Origin of the sequence: Mycetocola sp. 2940 (genome assembly GCF_040548835.1) — a bacterium.
Classification (GTDB): domain Bacteria; phylum Actinomycetota; class Actinomycetes; order Actinomycetales; family Microbacteriaceae; genus Mycetocola_A.
In genome coordinates this window covers 290,600-304,166 of record NZ_JBEPSK010000002.1, presented here as the reverse complement: position 1 = coordinate 304,166, position 13,567 = coordinate 290,600, and the positions used below count along the sequence as shown (strand labels likewise).

Annotated in this window: 14 protein-coding genes and 1 pseudogene; 6 read left to right on the top strand and 9 right to left on the bottom strand. The window is 68.7% G+C overall.

Annotated features, from left to right (window positions below; translation table 11 throughout):
• Positions 1-8 precede the first annotated feature (8 nt).
• The 6 genes and pseudogenes from ABIE24_RS03850 to ABIE24_RS03825 form a co-directional block, all read right to left on the bottom strand.
• A complete protein-coding gene (locus tag ABIE24_RS03850; RefSeq protein ID WP_354496991.1) occupies positions 9-755 on the bottom strand; it encodes an ABC transporter permease in 747 nt (248 codons plus the stop codon).
• Entirely contained in the window at positions 752-1,438 is a 687-nt protein-coding gene (locus tag ABIE24_RS03845) for an ABC transporter permease (RefSeq protein WP_354496989.1), read from the bottom strand. Before ABIE24_RS03845 ends, ABIE24_RS03850 begins: the two co-directional genes overlap by 4 nt.
• Positions 1,435-2,175, bottom strand: a pseudogene (locus tag ABIE24_RS03840) (ABC transporter ATP-binding protein); the annotation flags it as partial. The pseudogene ABIE24_RS03840 and the gene ABIE24_RS03845, both read right to left, overlap by 4 nt.
• 167 nt (positions 2,176-2,342) lie before the next feature.
• Positions 2,343-2,711, bottom strand: a complete 369-nt coding sequence (locus ABIE24_RS03835) for a DUF4440 domain-containing protein (protein WP_354496985.1) — start codon at positions 2,709-2,711, stop codon at positions 2,343-2,345.
• A 37-nt stretch (positions 2,712-2,748) separates the two neighbouring features.
• Positions 2,749-3,399, bottom strand: a complete 651-nt coding sequence (locus tag ABIE24_RS03830; RefSeq protein WP_354496984.1) for a TrmH family RNA methyltransferase — start codon at positions 3,397-3,399, stop codon at positions 2,749-2,751.
• 9 nt (positions 3,400-3,408) lie between these two features.
• Positions 3,409-5,886 carry a PEP/pyruvate-binding domain-containing protein gene (locus ABIE24_RS03825; RefSeq protein ID WP_354496982.1) on the bottom strand — a complete coding sequence of 826 codons (2,478 nt, stop codon included), beginning with the start codon at positions 5,884-5,886 and terminating at the stop codon, positions 3,409-3,411.
• A 103-nt stretch (positions 5,887-5,989) separates the two neighbouring features.
• Between ABIE24_RS03825 and ABIE24_RS03820 the strand changes: the two genes are divergently transcribed.
• The 5 genes from ABIE24_RS03820 to ABIE24_RS03800 are packed head-to-tail and all read left to right on the top strand — an operon-like array spanning position 5,990 to position 9,976.
• Entirely contained in the window at positions 5,990-6,907 is a 918-nt protein-coding gene (locus tag ABIE24_RS03820; RefSeq protein WP_354496981.1) for a metal ABC transporter substrate-binding protein, read from the top strand.
• Complete coding sequence (locus ABIE24_RS03815; RefSeq protein ID WP_354496979.1) at positions 6,904-7,623, top strand: metal ABC transporter ATP-binding protein; 720 nt, start codon at positions 6,904-6,906, stop codon at positions 7,621-7,623. Before ABIE24_RS03820 ends, ABIE24_RS03815 begins: the two co-directional genes overlap by 4 nt.
• Positions 7,620-8,492, top strand: coding sequence for a metal ABC transporter permease (locus ABIE24_RS03810; protein ID WP_354496977.1), 873 nt, complete (start codon positions 7,620-7,622; stop codon positions 8,490-8,492). Before ABIE24_RS03815 ends, ABIE24_RS03810 begins: the two co-directional genes overlap by 4 nt.
• On the top strand, positions 8,489-9,127 hold the full coding sequence (locus tag ABIE24_RS03805; RefSeq protein ID WP_354496975.1) for a metal-dependent transcriptional regulator: 639 nt from the start codon (positions 8,489-8,491) through the stop codon (positions 9,125-9,127). The genes ABIE24_RS03810 and ABIE24_RS03805 overlap by 4 nt, the downstream gene beginning before the upstream one ends.
• 48 nt (positions 9,128-9,175) lie before the next feature.
• A complete protein-coding gene (locus ABIE24_RS03800; RefSeq protein WP_354496973.1) occupies positions 9,176-9,976 on the top strand; it encodes an HAD-IIA family hydrolase in 801 nt (266 codons plus the stop codon).
• Positions 9,977-9,983: 7 nt separating this feature from the next.
• Here ABIE24_RS03800 and ABIE24_RS03795 read toward each other — a convergent pair whose 3' ends face one another.
• From ABIE24_RS03795 to ABIE24_RS03785, 3 genes are all read right to left on the bottom strand, one after another.
• Complete coding sequence (locus ABIE24_RS03795; protein WP_354496971.1) at positions 9,984-11,738, bottom strand: hypothetical protein; 1,755 nt, start codon at positions 11,736-11,738, stop codon at positions 9,984-9,986.
• A complete protein-coding gene (pyrE, locus tag ABIE24_RS03790) occupies positions 11,738-12,286 on the bottom strand; it encodes an orotate phosphoribosyltransferase (RefSeq protein ID WP_354496969.1) in 549 nt (182 codons plus the stop codon). Before pyrE ends, ABIE24_RS03795 begins: the two co-directional genes overlap by 1 nt.
• A gap of 80 nt (positions 12,287-12,366) precedes the next feature.
• The gene (locus tag ABIE24_RS03785) at positions 12,367-12,489 is read right to left on the bottom strand and encodes a hypothetical protein (RefSeq protein WP_354496967.1); all 123 of its coding nucleotides are present in this window, start codon (positions 12,487-12,489) and stop codon (positions 12,367-12,369) included.
• A 125-nt stretch (positions 12,490-12,614) separates the two neighbouring features.
• Here ABIE24_RS03785 and ABIE24_RS03780 point away from each other — a divergent pair, with 125 nt between their 5' ends.
• Positions 12,615-13,547: a LysR family transcriptional regulator gene (locus ABIE24_RS03780; RefSeq protein WP_354496965.1), complete on the top strand. Its 933-nt coding sequence runs from the start codon at positions 12,615-12,617 to the stop codon at positions 13,545-13,547.
• The last annotated feature ends 20 nt before the right edge of the window (positions 13,548-13,567 follow it).

The window sequence follows — 13,567 nt, the reverse complement described above, 5'->3', positions numbered from 1 at the left end:
TTCGTCGTTCAGCCGGTCTGTGAGGAGGCTGTTGCGATGTGCGGAGACTTCCGAGGTGTTCGGAGTGGTGCCTTCGCTCGGATTGCCCGAACCCCGGCCGGAACGGTCAGTCGTTGGATCAGGATGAGAATCGCCTCGAGTACGAGCGCGAGGAGAGTGACCAGCAGCGCCCCGACGAGCACCTTGGTGTAGTCACGCACCGGAAGTGCGTCGATGATGTATCGGCCAAGACCTCCCAGTGAGATGTACGCGGCAACGGTTGCTGTAGCGACAACCTGCAGCACGGCCGACCGTATTCCCCCGATGATGAGCGGCAGCGCCAGCGGGATCTCGACCTTCCTCAGAATCTGCCACTCGGTCATGCCCATAGACCGCGCGGCATCCACCGTTCGGGGGTCCACCGACTCGATCCCCGAGTACGCGCCGGCGAGCAGCGGCGGGATCGCGAGCAGGACGAGCACGATGACGGTCGGGATGAGGGCCAGCCGGATGCCGAAGGGGAACGCGATGGCCAGAAACGTCAGCAGACCCAGGGTGGGTAGCGCCCGCAGCGCGCTCGTCGCACCGATCGAGACGCCACGGAACCTCCCGGTGTGCCCGATGTAGAGTCCGAGGGGCACCGCGAGCAGAACTGCGATGAACACGGTGAGTCCCGAGTAGCCGAGGTGCTCGATGACGCGCGTCGGGATGCCGTCTGGCCCCGTCCAGTGGGCCGGATCGCCGATCCAGGCGAACGCGTCGGCGAAGGCGTTCATGCGGCGACCGCCTTGGTCTGGGCGGTACGGGCGTTGCGCCTGGCAGCCGCGTCGACGCGCGCCCATGGCAGCAGCAGACGACCCGCGAGGACGAGGAGCGCGTCGAACAGCACAGCGATGAGCACCGTTCCGACGATCCCCGTCAGCACCTCGGTGGGGAACTGGCGCTGGTATCCGTTCGTGAAGAAATACCCGAGCCCCGACATCCCTACGAGGGCGCCGAGCGTGACGAGGCTGACGGTGCTGGTGGAGACGACGCGAAGTCCGGCGAGGAGCACCGGGCCCGCGAGCGGCACCTGGACCTGCCAGAACCGGCGCCAGCCACCGAACCCGACGGCGGTGGCCGACTGGGTGACATCCCCCGAGACCGCGTCGAAGGCATCCGTCGCCGTGCGCACCATGAGGGCGACAGCATAGATCGTCAGCGTGACGATGAGGTTGACCGGGTTGAGGATCTGGGTGCCGAGCACGGTCGGCATGGCCACGATGAGGGCGAGCGACGGGATCGTGTAGAGAAGCCCGCACACGGTGAGCAGCACCCCGCGTGACACGCGGTAGCGGTGAGCGAGCCAGCCGATCGGCACGGCGATCACAAACCCGAGAAGGATCGGCGGAATGCTGAGCAGGATGTGGTCAAGGGTGAGCGCCCAGATCTGCTCGAGATTCGCCAACACCCAGGTCATGTCGGTGTGCCGTCGTTCAGGATGCCGGCAAGGCGGCCGGTTCCGTCGATCACCACCTGGCGCCCGGACACCTCTTCGATCCGGAGCGCCCGCCGGCCCCGGTCGGCGCCGATGAAGTTGTTGACGAAGTCGTCCGCCGGGTTGGCGAGGATCTCAGCCGGAGTGCCGACCTGGGCGACCTGTCCGCCGGTTCTCAGCAGCACGACCTGGTCGCCGAGCAGGAACGCCTCATCGATGTCGTGGGTGACGAAGACGATCGTCTTGGCGAGATCCTTCTGGATCCGGAGGAGTTCCTGCTGCAATTCACTGCGGACGAGCGGGTCGACAGCCCCGAACGGCTCGTCCATCAGCAGGATGTTCGGGTCGATGGCCAGTCCCCGGGCCACGCCGACCCGCTGCTGCTGGCCGCCCGACAGCTGCGACGGGTAACGCGCGGCCAGCGAGCGGTCGAGGCCGACCGTGTCCATCAGCGTGAGCGCACCCTCTCGCGCTTCCCCCCGTTTCACACCGGAAAGCAGGGGCACCGTGGCGATGTTGTCTGCCACAGTGCGATGCGGAAGCAGGCCCGAGTTCTGCATGACGTAACCGATGCTGCGCCGGAGCTTCACCGGCTCCAGGGTGGAGATGTCGTCGTCGTCGATGTGGATACTCCCGGCGGTCGGGTCGACCATGCGGTTGATCATCCGCAGCAGGGTCGTCTTGCCTGAGCCGCTCGACCCGACCAGGACTGTGGTCGTCCGCGATGGAATGGTCAGGCTGAAGTTCTCGACGGCGAGCGTCCCATCCGGGAACTTCTTCGATACCGCGTCGAACCTGATCATGGGCGTGCCCCTCGAGCGAAGCCGGTCGGGTGGCTGTGCATTGCTTCAGCGTAGACAACGAGACGCCGACCGCGCCAGCGTTGCTAGGCGGGACTCTGCTGGTGTAAAGCGACGCGCCAGCTACCACCGCCATACACGTAGGTCGTCGCCATGCGGAGTTCAACCCTTTCGTCGCCACGTTTCGCGACCGCGCGATAGGCGACGATCCCGGCGTGATCACCGAGCCGGATAATGGCGGGCTCGTGGATCTCGTAGGCGTCCCACGGCACGGTTCCCGCGAAGGAACCGGCGACGTCGGCGCGACCGATCGAGGCTCCCTCGACGATCATCAGGCCGTCACGGGTCATCGCCCGCGCGTAGTGCTCACCGCCACGGCCCTCGAGAATGGCTTTCCAGCCGGCGTGTTCCTCACGGAGGAGGATGGCGGGCAGATCATCGGTGATCTCAGTCATGGCCTCACGCTACCCCCTCGGGGCGTTCCACCGACGATCAGTTCTCGAGCGCCGCGAAGCTGACGTGCTGCATCACCCAGGCGTGCATGGCGACGGCCGCCGCTGCTGACGCGTTGATCGAGCGGGTGGACCCGAACTGGCTGATCTCCAGAACAGCGTCCGAGGCGGCGATGGCCTCGGGAGACAACCCCGGGCCCTCCTGCCCGAACAGCATCAGACAGCGCTTGGGAAGACTGAACGTTTCGATCAGCACCGACCCGGGCACGTTGTCGATGCCGAGGATCGGCAGGTTCTCCGCGCGTGCCCACTCGACCAGCCCCGCGACATCCGGGTGGTGCAGAACGTGCTGGTACCGGTCGGTGACCATCGCACCGCGTTTGTTCCAGCGACGGCGGCCGACGATGTGCACGGTGTCGGCGCCGAACGCGTTCGCGGTGCGCACGATCGATCCGATGTTCATGTCGTGCTGCCAGTTCTCGATGGCGACGTGGAACGGATGCCGGTGCTCGTCGAGGTCGGCGACGATCGCGTCGAGCTTCCAGTAGCGGTACCGGTCGATGACGTTGCGGGTGTCGCCGTGGATCAGCAGGTCGGGGTCGAACCAGGTCTCCTCCGGCCAGTCCCCCTGCCACGGGCCGACGCCGTTCGTCGACAGCTCGTGGCTGGGATTCTCGGTATTCTCGGGCACCCTCCCAGCCTAACCGCGCGGCCGGGTCCCGCCCGCGTCCGTGGCCGTCACCCGGCCGGTATTCCCGTCGACGGTGACCAGCTGACCGGGAGTGAGCACCGTCGTGGCGGCCCCCGTGCCCATCACCGCGGGCAGCCCGTACTCCCGCGCGACGATGGCGGCGTGCGATCCGACACCGCCGCTGTCGACGACCACGGCGGCAGCGCGCGAGAACAGCGGCGTCCACGACGGGTTCGTGTACGGGCAGACGAGGATCTCACCGCTCTGCAGCGTGCCGAAATCGGTGGCGTCCCGGATGATGCGCACCCGTCCGGTAGCCACCCCGCCGCTGGCCGGGCTGCCCTGCACGAGCACTCCGCCGGTCGGTGCCGGGAAGACCTGTGAGAGGTCGAGAAGTTTCACCGACGCGAGTTCGTCCCTCCGCGCCGCACGCCGGCGGATGGCTGACCGTAGCCTCGCCGCCTGCGCCGACGGCATCCGTTGCGGATCGGCGATCGTCTGGAGCTCCTCGAGGCGCAGGTGGAAGACGTCCTCCGGGATGGCGATCAACCCGGAAGCGACCAGCCGCCGACCCATCTCGAGCAGGGCCGACCGCAACGGTGGCAGCAGTCGCAGGAACTCGAAGTGGGAATCCTCCCGAAACCGGATGCCTTCCCTCGCCCGCTCGAGGATGCGCAGGACGCGGCGCCTCGAGGCGGCCCGCGCCAGCAGCGGATGCCGCAAGAGCTCCGATTCTGCGTCGCCCGCGGGTGACGTGCGGTTCGGGTCCTCGGCGGTGGCGAGCACGGCGAGAAGGCCGAGGGCGACGACGGGCTGCTCCGACCAGGTCGGCGAGGACGCGAGCACCGGGCTCACGGTCTCACGGTGGCCGTACTCGTGGAGGAACGACGCGAAGCCCGCCCGGAAGTGGTCGGCACCGGCAAGCGAGGCGAGGGCGCCCTCGATGTCGGCGGGATCGTGGGCGAAGACCGCCTGGAGTGACGGCGTACTCCGAATCTCGGCAGCGAGGCGCAGGAGGGCGTCGTTCCCGTCGGTGGTGCGGGTGCGCGCTCCGACGAGGAGGTTCCCCAGCAGCCGTCGCTTGCCGAGCAGGGTCAGGATGGCCAGCAGCCGGCCGATCGCCAAGGCCGAGCCGGGAAGGTAATCGGCACGGAGTTTGGTGATCGGCGTGATGGCCGCGGCGACCGCTGCCGGGACGCGGAGGAGTGTGCCCCATCGCATCCGTTCCGGCCTCGCCGCGCGCAGCTTGTTCACCGCGGCTTCGAATCGCACGTAGTGGGGGTCATCGTGCCAGCGGGCCGGGTCGTGCCGGGCGGCGCGCCAGAGGATGCGGAACGGGGCGGTGAGAGCCTTCGGCGTGAGCTGCGGCATCGGCGGCGCGAACCGGTAGACGACATCGTCGATTTCGGGGAGCACCCTGGCCTCGTCGATGTGGATGCCGAGCCCGCGCGCGATGGCGAGCATGAGCCCGGCCGGGCCGAACCGCCACCAGGTGGTGACGTCGAGCGGGTACGGGCGCACCGGAAGGTAGTCGAGGAGGACAGACGCCACCCGCTTCTGGATCGGATTCAGCCGGATCGGCGGCGGAGGAAGCGCGGTCATCGGCCGGGCCTGGAGGAGGAACACGCTGCCGTCGGCGAGCGCCCATTCGAGGTCCTGCGGGCGCCCGAAGTGCGCCTGCACAGCTGCTCCGAGTCTGGCCAGCGCCGCGATCTCTGTGGGCTCGAGGAGCGGCTCTGCCGTTGCTGTGCCGGCCTCGTGCCGGACGCCGTCGGCGGTCGGCCGGATCACCACCTCACGACGCCCCGGTGTCCAGCTCAGGAGCGACCCGTGCTCGTCGAGGACGAGGTGATCCGGGGTCACGAGCCCGGAGACGACGGACTCCCCCAGACCGGCGCTCGCGTCGAGAATGAGACGACCGCGATGCCCGGTGACCGGGTCCGCGGTGAACAGCACCCCCGCGGCATCCGCGTCGATGAGCGACTGGACCACGACGGCGATCGCGACCTCGTCGGGAGCGATCCCGAGCCGCTTCCGGTAGGCGATGGCCCGGTCGGTCCAGAGCGACGCCCAGCAGCGCCGGACCGCGTCGACCACGGCATCCGCGCCCGCGATGCCGAGGTAGGTGTCCTGCTGGCCGGCGAAAGCGGCGCCGGGGAGGTCTTCGGCGGTTGCGCTGGAGCGTACGGCGACCTGTCCGCTGCCCAAGGCGTCATACGCCTCCGTGATCCGGGTACGCAGGTCGGCGGGGACGACCACCGAGGCCAGCGCGGCGCGGATCGCTGCGGCGTCGCCGGCGTGGTACCAGCCGGCGATGTCGAGCTCTTCCGCCACGCGGGCATAGGCGTCAGTCGTGACCACGAAGCCCGGCGGCACCGGAAAGCCGGCTCGGACGAGTTCCCCCAGGTTGGCGCCCTTGCCACCGGCGAGCGCGACGTCGCCCCTGCCGAGGGCGTCGAGGGCAAGCACGGGCGACGGAGCCGTCACGGGGACACCTCCTTCGGCGAGCAACTGCTTCCTGTCCAGTCCTACACGACGGAGAGCCCCGATTGCTCTTTTCGGTACGCCGAAATCTTGCTAAGGTTTCGGCATGCCGAAACCTGTGGGGATCCGTTGGGCTGCGTTCGCGCTGTCCGTTCTCGCTGTGTGCACCGGATGCTCGTCGTCTGCCGACGCCCCCGCGGCGGCAGACCCCCGCCCGCTCGCCCTGACGACCTTCACCGTGCTGCAGGATCTCGCCGAGAACGTCGCCGGCGACGTCATCCGGGTGGAATCGATCACCCGCGCCGGGGCCGAAATCCACGGGTACGAGCCGACGCCCTCGGATCTCACCCGCGCCGAAGGGGCGGACCTCCTCCTGGCGAACGGCCTGGGCCTGGAGAGCTGGTTCGAGCAGTTCACGGCCGATGTCGAGGCGCCGACCGTCGTCCTCAGCGAGGGGGTCGAGCCGATCCCGATCGCCGTCGGCGACTACGAGGGCCGGCCGAACCCGCACGCCTGGATGTCGCCCGTTGCCGCCGAGACGTATGTTCGCAACCTCGTGACGGCGTTCTCCAACCTCGTGCCGTCCGCGGCGGCGACGTTCGAGGCGAATGGGGCCGCCTACACGGCGAAGCTCCGTGCCGCCGCCGATGAGCTTGACGCCGCTGTCGCGTCGCTTCCGCCGGAGAAGCGCATGCTCGTGAGTTGCGAAGGCGCTTTCAGTTACCTCGCGAGGGATGCCGGCCTCGACGAGGGCTACCTGTGGGCGGTCAACCAGGAGGGGCAGGGCACCCCGCAACAGGCGGCACGGCTGATCGACACGGTGCGCGAGCGTGACGTTCCGGCCGTATTCTGCGAATCGACGGTCAGCGACGCCGCCCAGCAGCAGGTCGTCACGGACTCGGGAACGCGGTTCGGCGGCACGCTCTACGTCGACTCCCTCTCGGCCGGCGAACCCGTTCCCACCTACCTCGACCTCCTGCGCTACGACATCGAGCTCATCACCCGCGGATTGGGCCCCGCATGACCGCGGCGATCTCGGTCGAGAACCTCACGGTCCGGTACGGCGAGGTCACCGCCCTGTCCGACGTGAGTTTCAAGGTCACGCCGGCCACGATCACCGGGCTTCTCGGCATGAACGGATCGGGCAAGTCGACGCTCTACGCCAGCGTGATGGGACTCGTGAAACCGGCGGCCGGTCGCGTGAGGATCTTCGGCACCTCGAACGGCGCGGCGCGGGGATCGAATGCCGTCGCGTACGTTCCCCAATCGGAGTCCGTCGACTGGAACTTCCCGGTCTCCGTCCGTGACGTGGTGCTGATGGGCCGGTACGGCCGGATGGGCTTCTCCAGGCGCCCGCGACGGGCAGACCACGATGCCGTCGATGCGGCGCTCGAGCGAGTCGGCCTCACCGACCTGGCCTCCCGCAGCATCGGCGCCCTGTCCGGCGGGCAGCGCAAACGAGCCTTCGTCGCCCGCGGCATCGCCCAGGACGCCCGGCTGCTCCTCCTCGACGAACCGTTCGCGGGCGTGGACACCGGCAGCGAGGCCACCATCACCGTGCTTCTGCGGGAGCTGCGGGCGGAAGGACGCACCATCCTCCTCTCCACCCACGATCTCGGCGGCGTTCCCGAGCTCTGCGACGACGTCATCCTGCTCCACCGCCACGTGCTGTTCCAGGGCCCGCCGCATGAGGCGCTCACCCCCGACCGGCTCGCCCTGGCGTTCGGGGTCCGGTCATGATCGACGCCCTCCTCGCCTGGATCACCGACCCGCTCCAGTACGGCTTCATGGCGCGGGCCCTCGCCTCGACGCTCATCGCCGCCGTGACCTGCGGGCTGCTGTCGTGCTGGCTCGTACAGATCGGCTGGTCTCTGATGGGTGACGCCGTGTCGCACTCGGTCCTGCCCGGCGTGGTTCTCGCCTATGCGATCGGCTGGCCGTTCGCGGTAGGCGCCTTCCTCTTCGGGGTGGGGGCGGTCGCCCTCATCGGCGGCATCCAGTCCAACACGAAAATCAAGGCGGATGCCGCGATCGGCGTGGTCTTCACCAGCCTGTTCGCCCTGGGCATCGTCCTCATCTCGGTGACGCCGAGCCAGATCGACCTGGCGCACATCCTCTTCGGCAACGTGCTCGGCGTCGGCCCCGAGGACCTCCTCCAGGTAGCGGTGATCGGGCTCTTCACCTGCTCCGTGCTCCTCGTGAAGCGACGGGATTTCACCCTCTTCGCGTTCGACCCCCTCCATGCGCACGCGATCGGCATCAACACCCGCCTGCTCCGCGTGATGCTCCTCGGCCTTCTCGCGCTCACCGTCGTCGTCACCCTCCAGGCCGTCGGCATCGTGCTCGTCGTCGCGATGCTCATCATCCCGGGCGCGACGGCGTACCTCGTCGCCAGGAGCATGGGCGGCATGCTCGCCGTCGCCACCGCGGCCACCTGCGTCGCCGCCCTGGCCGGCGTCTATGTGAGCTTCTACGCGGATTGGTCGACCGGCGGCTCGGTCGTTCTCGCGCAGGCTGTGCTGTTCTGCCTTGCCTTCCTCTTCGGCCCGCGTGGCGGGGTCGTGACGGTGCGCCTCCGCTCACGCGCGGGCAGTCTGGTCAGCTCATGAAACCGTCGAAGCCGGTCGTCGAGGACTACCTCAAGACCATCTACTCCCACACCGAATGGCAGGCGGATGCCATCACCCCGTCGGCCCTCGCCACCCGCCTCGGACTGGCGCCGTCGACCGTCACCGAGATGGTGAAGAAGCTCGCCGCGCAGGGCCTCGTCACCCACGTCCGCTACGGCGCGATCTCGCTCACCCCGGCCGGAACCGCCCAGGCTGTCGCCGTCGTGCGGCGACACCGGCTGGTCGAGACCTGGCTGGTGAAGGAGATGGGATACGGCTGGGACGCGGTCCACGACGAAGCCGAGGTACTCGAACACGCGATCAGCGACCGCCTGCTGTCGAGCATCGACGAACGGCTCGGGCACCCCGACCGGGATCCGCACGGCGACCCCATCCCCGCTGCGGACGGAACAGTGCGTCGTGAGCGCGCCGTGCTGCTGGAGGACGCCAGCGACGGGCATACCGGCTGCGTGTTGCGGATCAGCGACCGCGACCCGTCCCTGCTGCGCGAGCTGGAGGCATCCGGCATCGATGTCGGCACGACGGTCTCGGTTCGAAACGGCGCCCTGCTCGTCGGATCGACGCGCGTCAGGCTCACGGCATCGGCGCACTCGGCGATCTGGCTGAGCGCCTGACCCGTGGCCCGCCACCCTAAACTGGCTGTGAGCGAAGGAGTTTCTTGCATGACGAGACGCGATGAAGTTGAGTGCTGGCTGACCGACATGGACGGCGTCCTGGTGCACGAGAACCGTCCGCTGCCCGGAGCCGCTGAGCTCCTGCAGCAGTGGCGAGACCAGGGAAAGCCGTACCTGGTGCTGACGAACAACTCGATCTTCACCCCCCGCGACCTCAGCGCCCGGTTGCGCGCGTCGGGCCTCGAGGTGCCCGAGGAGTTCATCTGGACGTCAGCGCTCGCGACCGCTGCGTTCCTCAAGGACCAGATGCCCGGTGGCTCCGCCTTCGTCATCGGCGAAGCGGGCATCACGACCGCGTTGCACGAAGCCGGTTTCATCATGACCGAGACGGCGCCGGACTATGTCGTCGTCGGCGAGACCCGCAATTACTCGTTCGAGGCGATCACCAAGGCGATCCGCCTGATCAATCACGGTGCGCGATTCATCGCCACGAACCCGGATGCCACGGGGCCGAGTGCGGACGGCCCGATGCCGGCGACCGGTGCGATCGCCGCCCTCATCACGAAGGCCACAGGCAAAGAGCCCTACATCGTGGGCAAGCCCAACCCGATGATGTTCCGCTCGGCGCTCAACAAGATCGGCGCCCACTCCGAGAACACCGGAATGATCGGCGACCGGATGGACACCGATGTCGTCGCTGGAATCGAAGCGGGGCTTCACACGATCCTCGTGCTCACCGGCATCAGCGACCAGACGGAGATCAACAAGTACCCGTTCCGCCCGTCGGAGATCCTCGGCGGCGTGGTCGACCTGCTCGAACCCCATCCGGTCGAGTCAGAGGTCGTCTGACCGCCCGTCAGCCTTGTGCGGCGACGGACCCGGTCAGCGGTTCACCGCTCGAGCGATTGACGAAGCAGAAGTAGTTGCGTTCTCCATCAGCCCACTGCTCCTCCGAGACCGGGTAGGTGCCCTGAACCTGCAAGTCTGAGTACTCACTCGCTGCCGCAGCGTCGAGGACGCCCGGGGCACTGCACCACAGGTAGATCTGCTGGAGGATGGCGTCTTCGCCGGGGTAGGCGGCTGCCGGGTCCTCGTTCACCGGGCCGGTGGCGATCATCTGCGCCGCGTGGGGGGCGCCGCAATCGACGATGGTGAACGTTTCAGCCCACGGCGTCGAGTACGGGTCGATGCATTCCCCGCCGGCGAGGACGGCCCAGTCCTGCTCGCCGAGCGCGGCGGGACCGGCGGGCGCCGCGGGAGCCGTCGGCTCTTCCGTTGGGGCCGGGGTCGGGGTGGGCGTTGCAGTCGGTGTCGCCGCGGGGCCGGCCAGCAGGGCGGGGAGCTGGGAGCCGAGGAAGAACAACCCGCCGAGAACGAGGAGCGCGACGACGGCGATCGCCCCGAGGACGACGGGACGGGATGCCCGCGCTCCCCCTGCGCGAGCGGGACCAGCGGGACGCGCCGGGCGGAGAGGTCGCCGTGCGGGGCCGGGCGGCAGGCCCAGGGTTCCCGGTGACGCCGGCTCGGTCGCGGGGCCGGTGTAGGTCTGGCGGCGCGGCCCCGGTGCACCGGAATCGGCCCGGCCCGGGATGATCACGGGCTCTGCAGGTGTTGCGTCCTCGCGACGGCTCGGGACGGTGTCTTCGGTATCCGTGTCGTCCGAATCCGTGTCGTCGGAATCCGCGTCGACGACGGGGAGAACGGATGTCATTCCGTCGTTCCACTTCTCGTCCGGCACCTCGGTGGCACCAGCGGTATCGCGGTGGATCAGCGGGTCGAGCTGTTCGTTCCGGGAGAGCTTCCAGCTGAAGTTGTCGAGGTCGTCGGTGTCGTTCTCGGTGTCGGTGTCGGTGTCGGTGTCGGGCCTCGCGGGCGCCGCGGGCTCGGTCGGCTCCGGACGGAACGCCGAAGCAGGCGCGGGCACGGGCACAACATCGGGTTCATCGTCGCGCCCGGCAGGCCCGGCAGCAAGGTCGGCGTCGGTCGGCTCGACGTCCGGAACGAGGGGGTCGCGCGCTGACCGCGGCTTGAACAGCGGGGGCTCGACCGACGGAATCAGACCGGTTTCGGCTTCGTCCTCGAGTTCGGGTTCGAACGTGTCGTCAGCGCCGAGGCTCCAGCTCCGGTCAGCGTCGTCGTGAACGTCCGATCCTGCCGTGTCGGTGTGTGCGGCATCCGGGGTCGGAGCGTCACGGTTCGACGGCAAGGGAATCCAGGCGGGCTCGGGAAGGAAGGCCGCCTCGGGAACGAACGCGGCCTCATCGTCGACGGGCGCCTTTGGTTTCTTTTTGGCCGGGCGCGGCTGGGGCGCCGGCTCAGGGCGGGGAGGCTCGCTGTCGTCGGTGTCGCCCCCATCCGGGCGTGATTCGGGATTGACCAGGCCGTCGGCGGCGATGAGCTTGTCGCGCCACCACGCCAGCACCGGGTTATCCCCTGCTCGGCCCGGGGCGGAGGTACCGTCGGCGTCCTTCGGCGGGGTGGTGTCGAATTGACCTGTCGGCGCCGCGTCAAGCTGGGAGAGCAGCCAGTCAGCGCCGCCGACCTCGTTCTCTCCGGTGGGCGGGTCAACCGGCGTCTTGTCCTCGTCCGGTCGGCGGGTATCGTCAGACATCACTCAAGCCCCAGGTCGGACAGGCCGATCGCAGCGTAATACGGGTAGCCGGCGGCCTCGATGATCTCGCGGGCCCCGGTGTTGCGGTCGACGACGACGGCCACGCCGGCGATCTCGGCGCCGACCTTCTTGAGCGCCTCGATCGCGGCCAGCGGGGATCCTCCGGTGGTCGACGTGTCCTCGAGCACGACAACGCGTTTGCCTGCGAGGTCGGGACCCTCGACCTGCTTGCCCCGGCCGTGGTCCTTGGGCTCCTTGCGCACGACGAACGCATCGTAGGCGAGGCCACGGGCGGCGCCCTGGTGAAGGACGGCGGCGGCGACCGGGTCGGCGCCCATGGTCATGCCACCCACCGCGACGACGTCGGGGATGTCCTCGATCAGGTCGATCATGACCTGTCCGATCAGCGGCGCGACACGATGGTCGAGGCTGACCCGGCGGAGGTCGACGTAGTATGTCGCCTTCTTGCCGCTGGTCAGGGTGAAGTCCCCATGGAAGACGGCATCTGCCGTGATGTACTCGATAAGTTGCTGGCGCGCGTCGGTCACACCCGCCAGTTTAGCGATGTGCGGTTCCGAGCGCCGAATGCCGCGACCAGAACGTCCCGGCGAGTTCGCAAGAGCCTGCCTTACGGCAGAAGGACGTACGTGCGGGTCGGCACCCGACGGTAGCCGTCACGCTTGACGACGACAACACTGCCGGCGATGGCGGCGACGCTGAGGGCGATGATTCCTGCAAAGAAGACGAACATGAGGATTCCAGCCCTTTCCGTGGGTGAGAGCGCGCGGTGGGTGCCGCTGGCTACTCCTCAATAGTGTCTCCTTCAACTATTCAGCACAAGCGAAGAACTATTGGCCTATTCAGTAGCATTGCTTCATGGATGTTCGGCGACTGGATCTTCTCCGCGAGCTGGCTGAGCGGGGCAGCATTGCGGCCGTCGCGGCCGCCACCCACCGCACGCCCTCCGCGGTCTCGCAGCAGCTCAAGGTCCTCGAACGGGAGGCGGGCGTGCCGCTGACCGAGCGGAGCGGACGCGGCGTGACCCTGACGGATGCCGGCCGGGCGCTCGCCTCGAGCGCCTCAGACATCGCTGTCGCCCTCGAGCGTGCCGCCGCGGTGTGGGACGAGTACCGTAACGACGCGACAGGCACCGTCACGGTCACCACTTTTCCGACCGCCGGGCAGATGCTCCTGCCGAAGGTGCTCGCGTCGCTTCAGCCGGGGCTCGACGTCACCATGGTCGACCGCGACCCGGAGACCGAGGACTTTCCTGCGCTGACCGCCGACTTCGACATCGTGCTCGCGCACTCGGTTCCCGGCGGACGATCCTGGAGCGGCCGCGGACTGCGCAACCTGTACCTCCTCAGCGAACCGCTCGACATCGCGCTTCCCATCGGGCACCCGCTGGCGGAGGTGGACGAGCTGACGCCGGACCACCTCGTGAATGAGCCGTGGATCGGCGTCCCGGAGGGTTATCCGTTCGACCGCCTCCTGCACGAGATCGAAGCTGTCACTGGCGCGTCGTTGACCGTGGTGCAGCGCGTCACCGACAGCGGAATCACCGAGGCGCTCGTCGCCGCCGGCATCGGGATCAGCCTGATCCCCCGGTTCACGGCATCCGGCCCGGACAGCGGCATCGTCACTCGCCCCCTCATCGGCGTCGACATGTCGCGCCACATCGTCGCGCTGATGCGCCCGGACAAGGCAGAACGCCTCGCCGTGCGCACCGTGGCCGACGCGCTGCAACGGGAGGCGGCAGCGCTGCAACGGACCCACATCCCGCGAGCTGCCGAGGTTGAGGGGGTCTAGTCGGGATCAGACCCCCTCAA

Bases quoted from the DNA above. Each gene is read 5' to 3' on its own strand.
- ABIE24_RS03835 (WP_354496985.1), bottom strand. From the start codon at position 2,711: ATGACTGAGATCACCGATGATCTGCCCGCCATCCTCCTCCGTGAGGAA.
- ABIE24_RS03780 (WP_354496965.1), top strand. From the start codon at position 12,615: ATGGATGTTCGGCGACTGGATCTTCTCCGCGAGCTGGCTGAGCGGGGC.
- ABIE24_RS03850 (WP_354496991.1), bottom strand. From the start codon at position 755: ATGAACGCCTTCGCCGACGCGTTCGCCTGGATCGGCGATCCGGCCCAC.
- ABIE24_RS03845 (WP_354496989.1), bottom strand. From the start codon at position 1,438: ATGACCTGGGTGTTGGCGAATCTCGAGCAGATCTGGGCGCTCACCCTT.
- ABIE24_RS03795 (WP_354496971.1), bottom strand. From the start codon at position 11,738: ATGTCTGACGATACCCGCCGACCGGACGAGGACAAGACGCCGGTTGAC.
- ABIE24_RS03805 (WP_354496975.1), top strand. From the start codon at position 8,489: ATGAAACCGTCGAAGCCGGTCGTCGAGGACTACCTCAAGACCATCTAC.
- ABIE24_RS03815 (WP_354496979.1), top strand. From the start codon at position 6,904: ATGACCGCGGCGATCTCGGTCGAGAACCTCACGGTCCGGTACGGCGAG.
- ABIE24_RS03810 (WP_354496977.1), top strand. From the start codon at position 7,620: ATGATCGACGCCCTCCTCGCCTGGATCACCGACCCGCTCCAGTACGGC.
- ABIE24_RS03820 (WP_354496981.1), top strand. From the start codon at position 5,990: ATGCCGAAACCTGTGGGGATCCGTTGGGCTGCGTTCGCGCTGTCCGTT.
- ABIE24_RS03785 (WP_354496967.1), bottom strand. From the start codon at position 12,489: ATGTTCGTCTTCTTTGCAGGAATCATCGCCCTCAGCGTCGCCGCCATC.
- ABIE24_RS03800 (WP_354496973.1), top strand. From the start codon at position 9,176: ATGACGAGACGCGATGAAGTTGAGTGCTGGCTGACCGACATGGACGGC.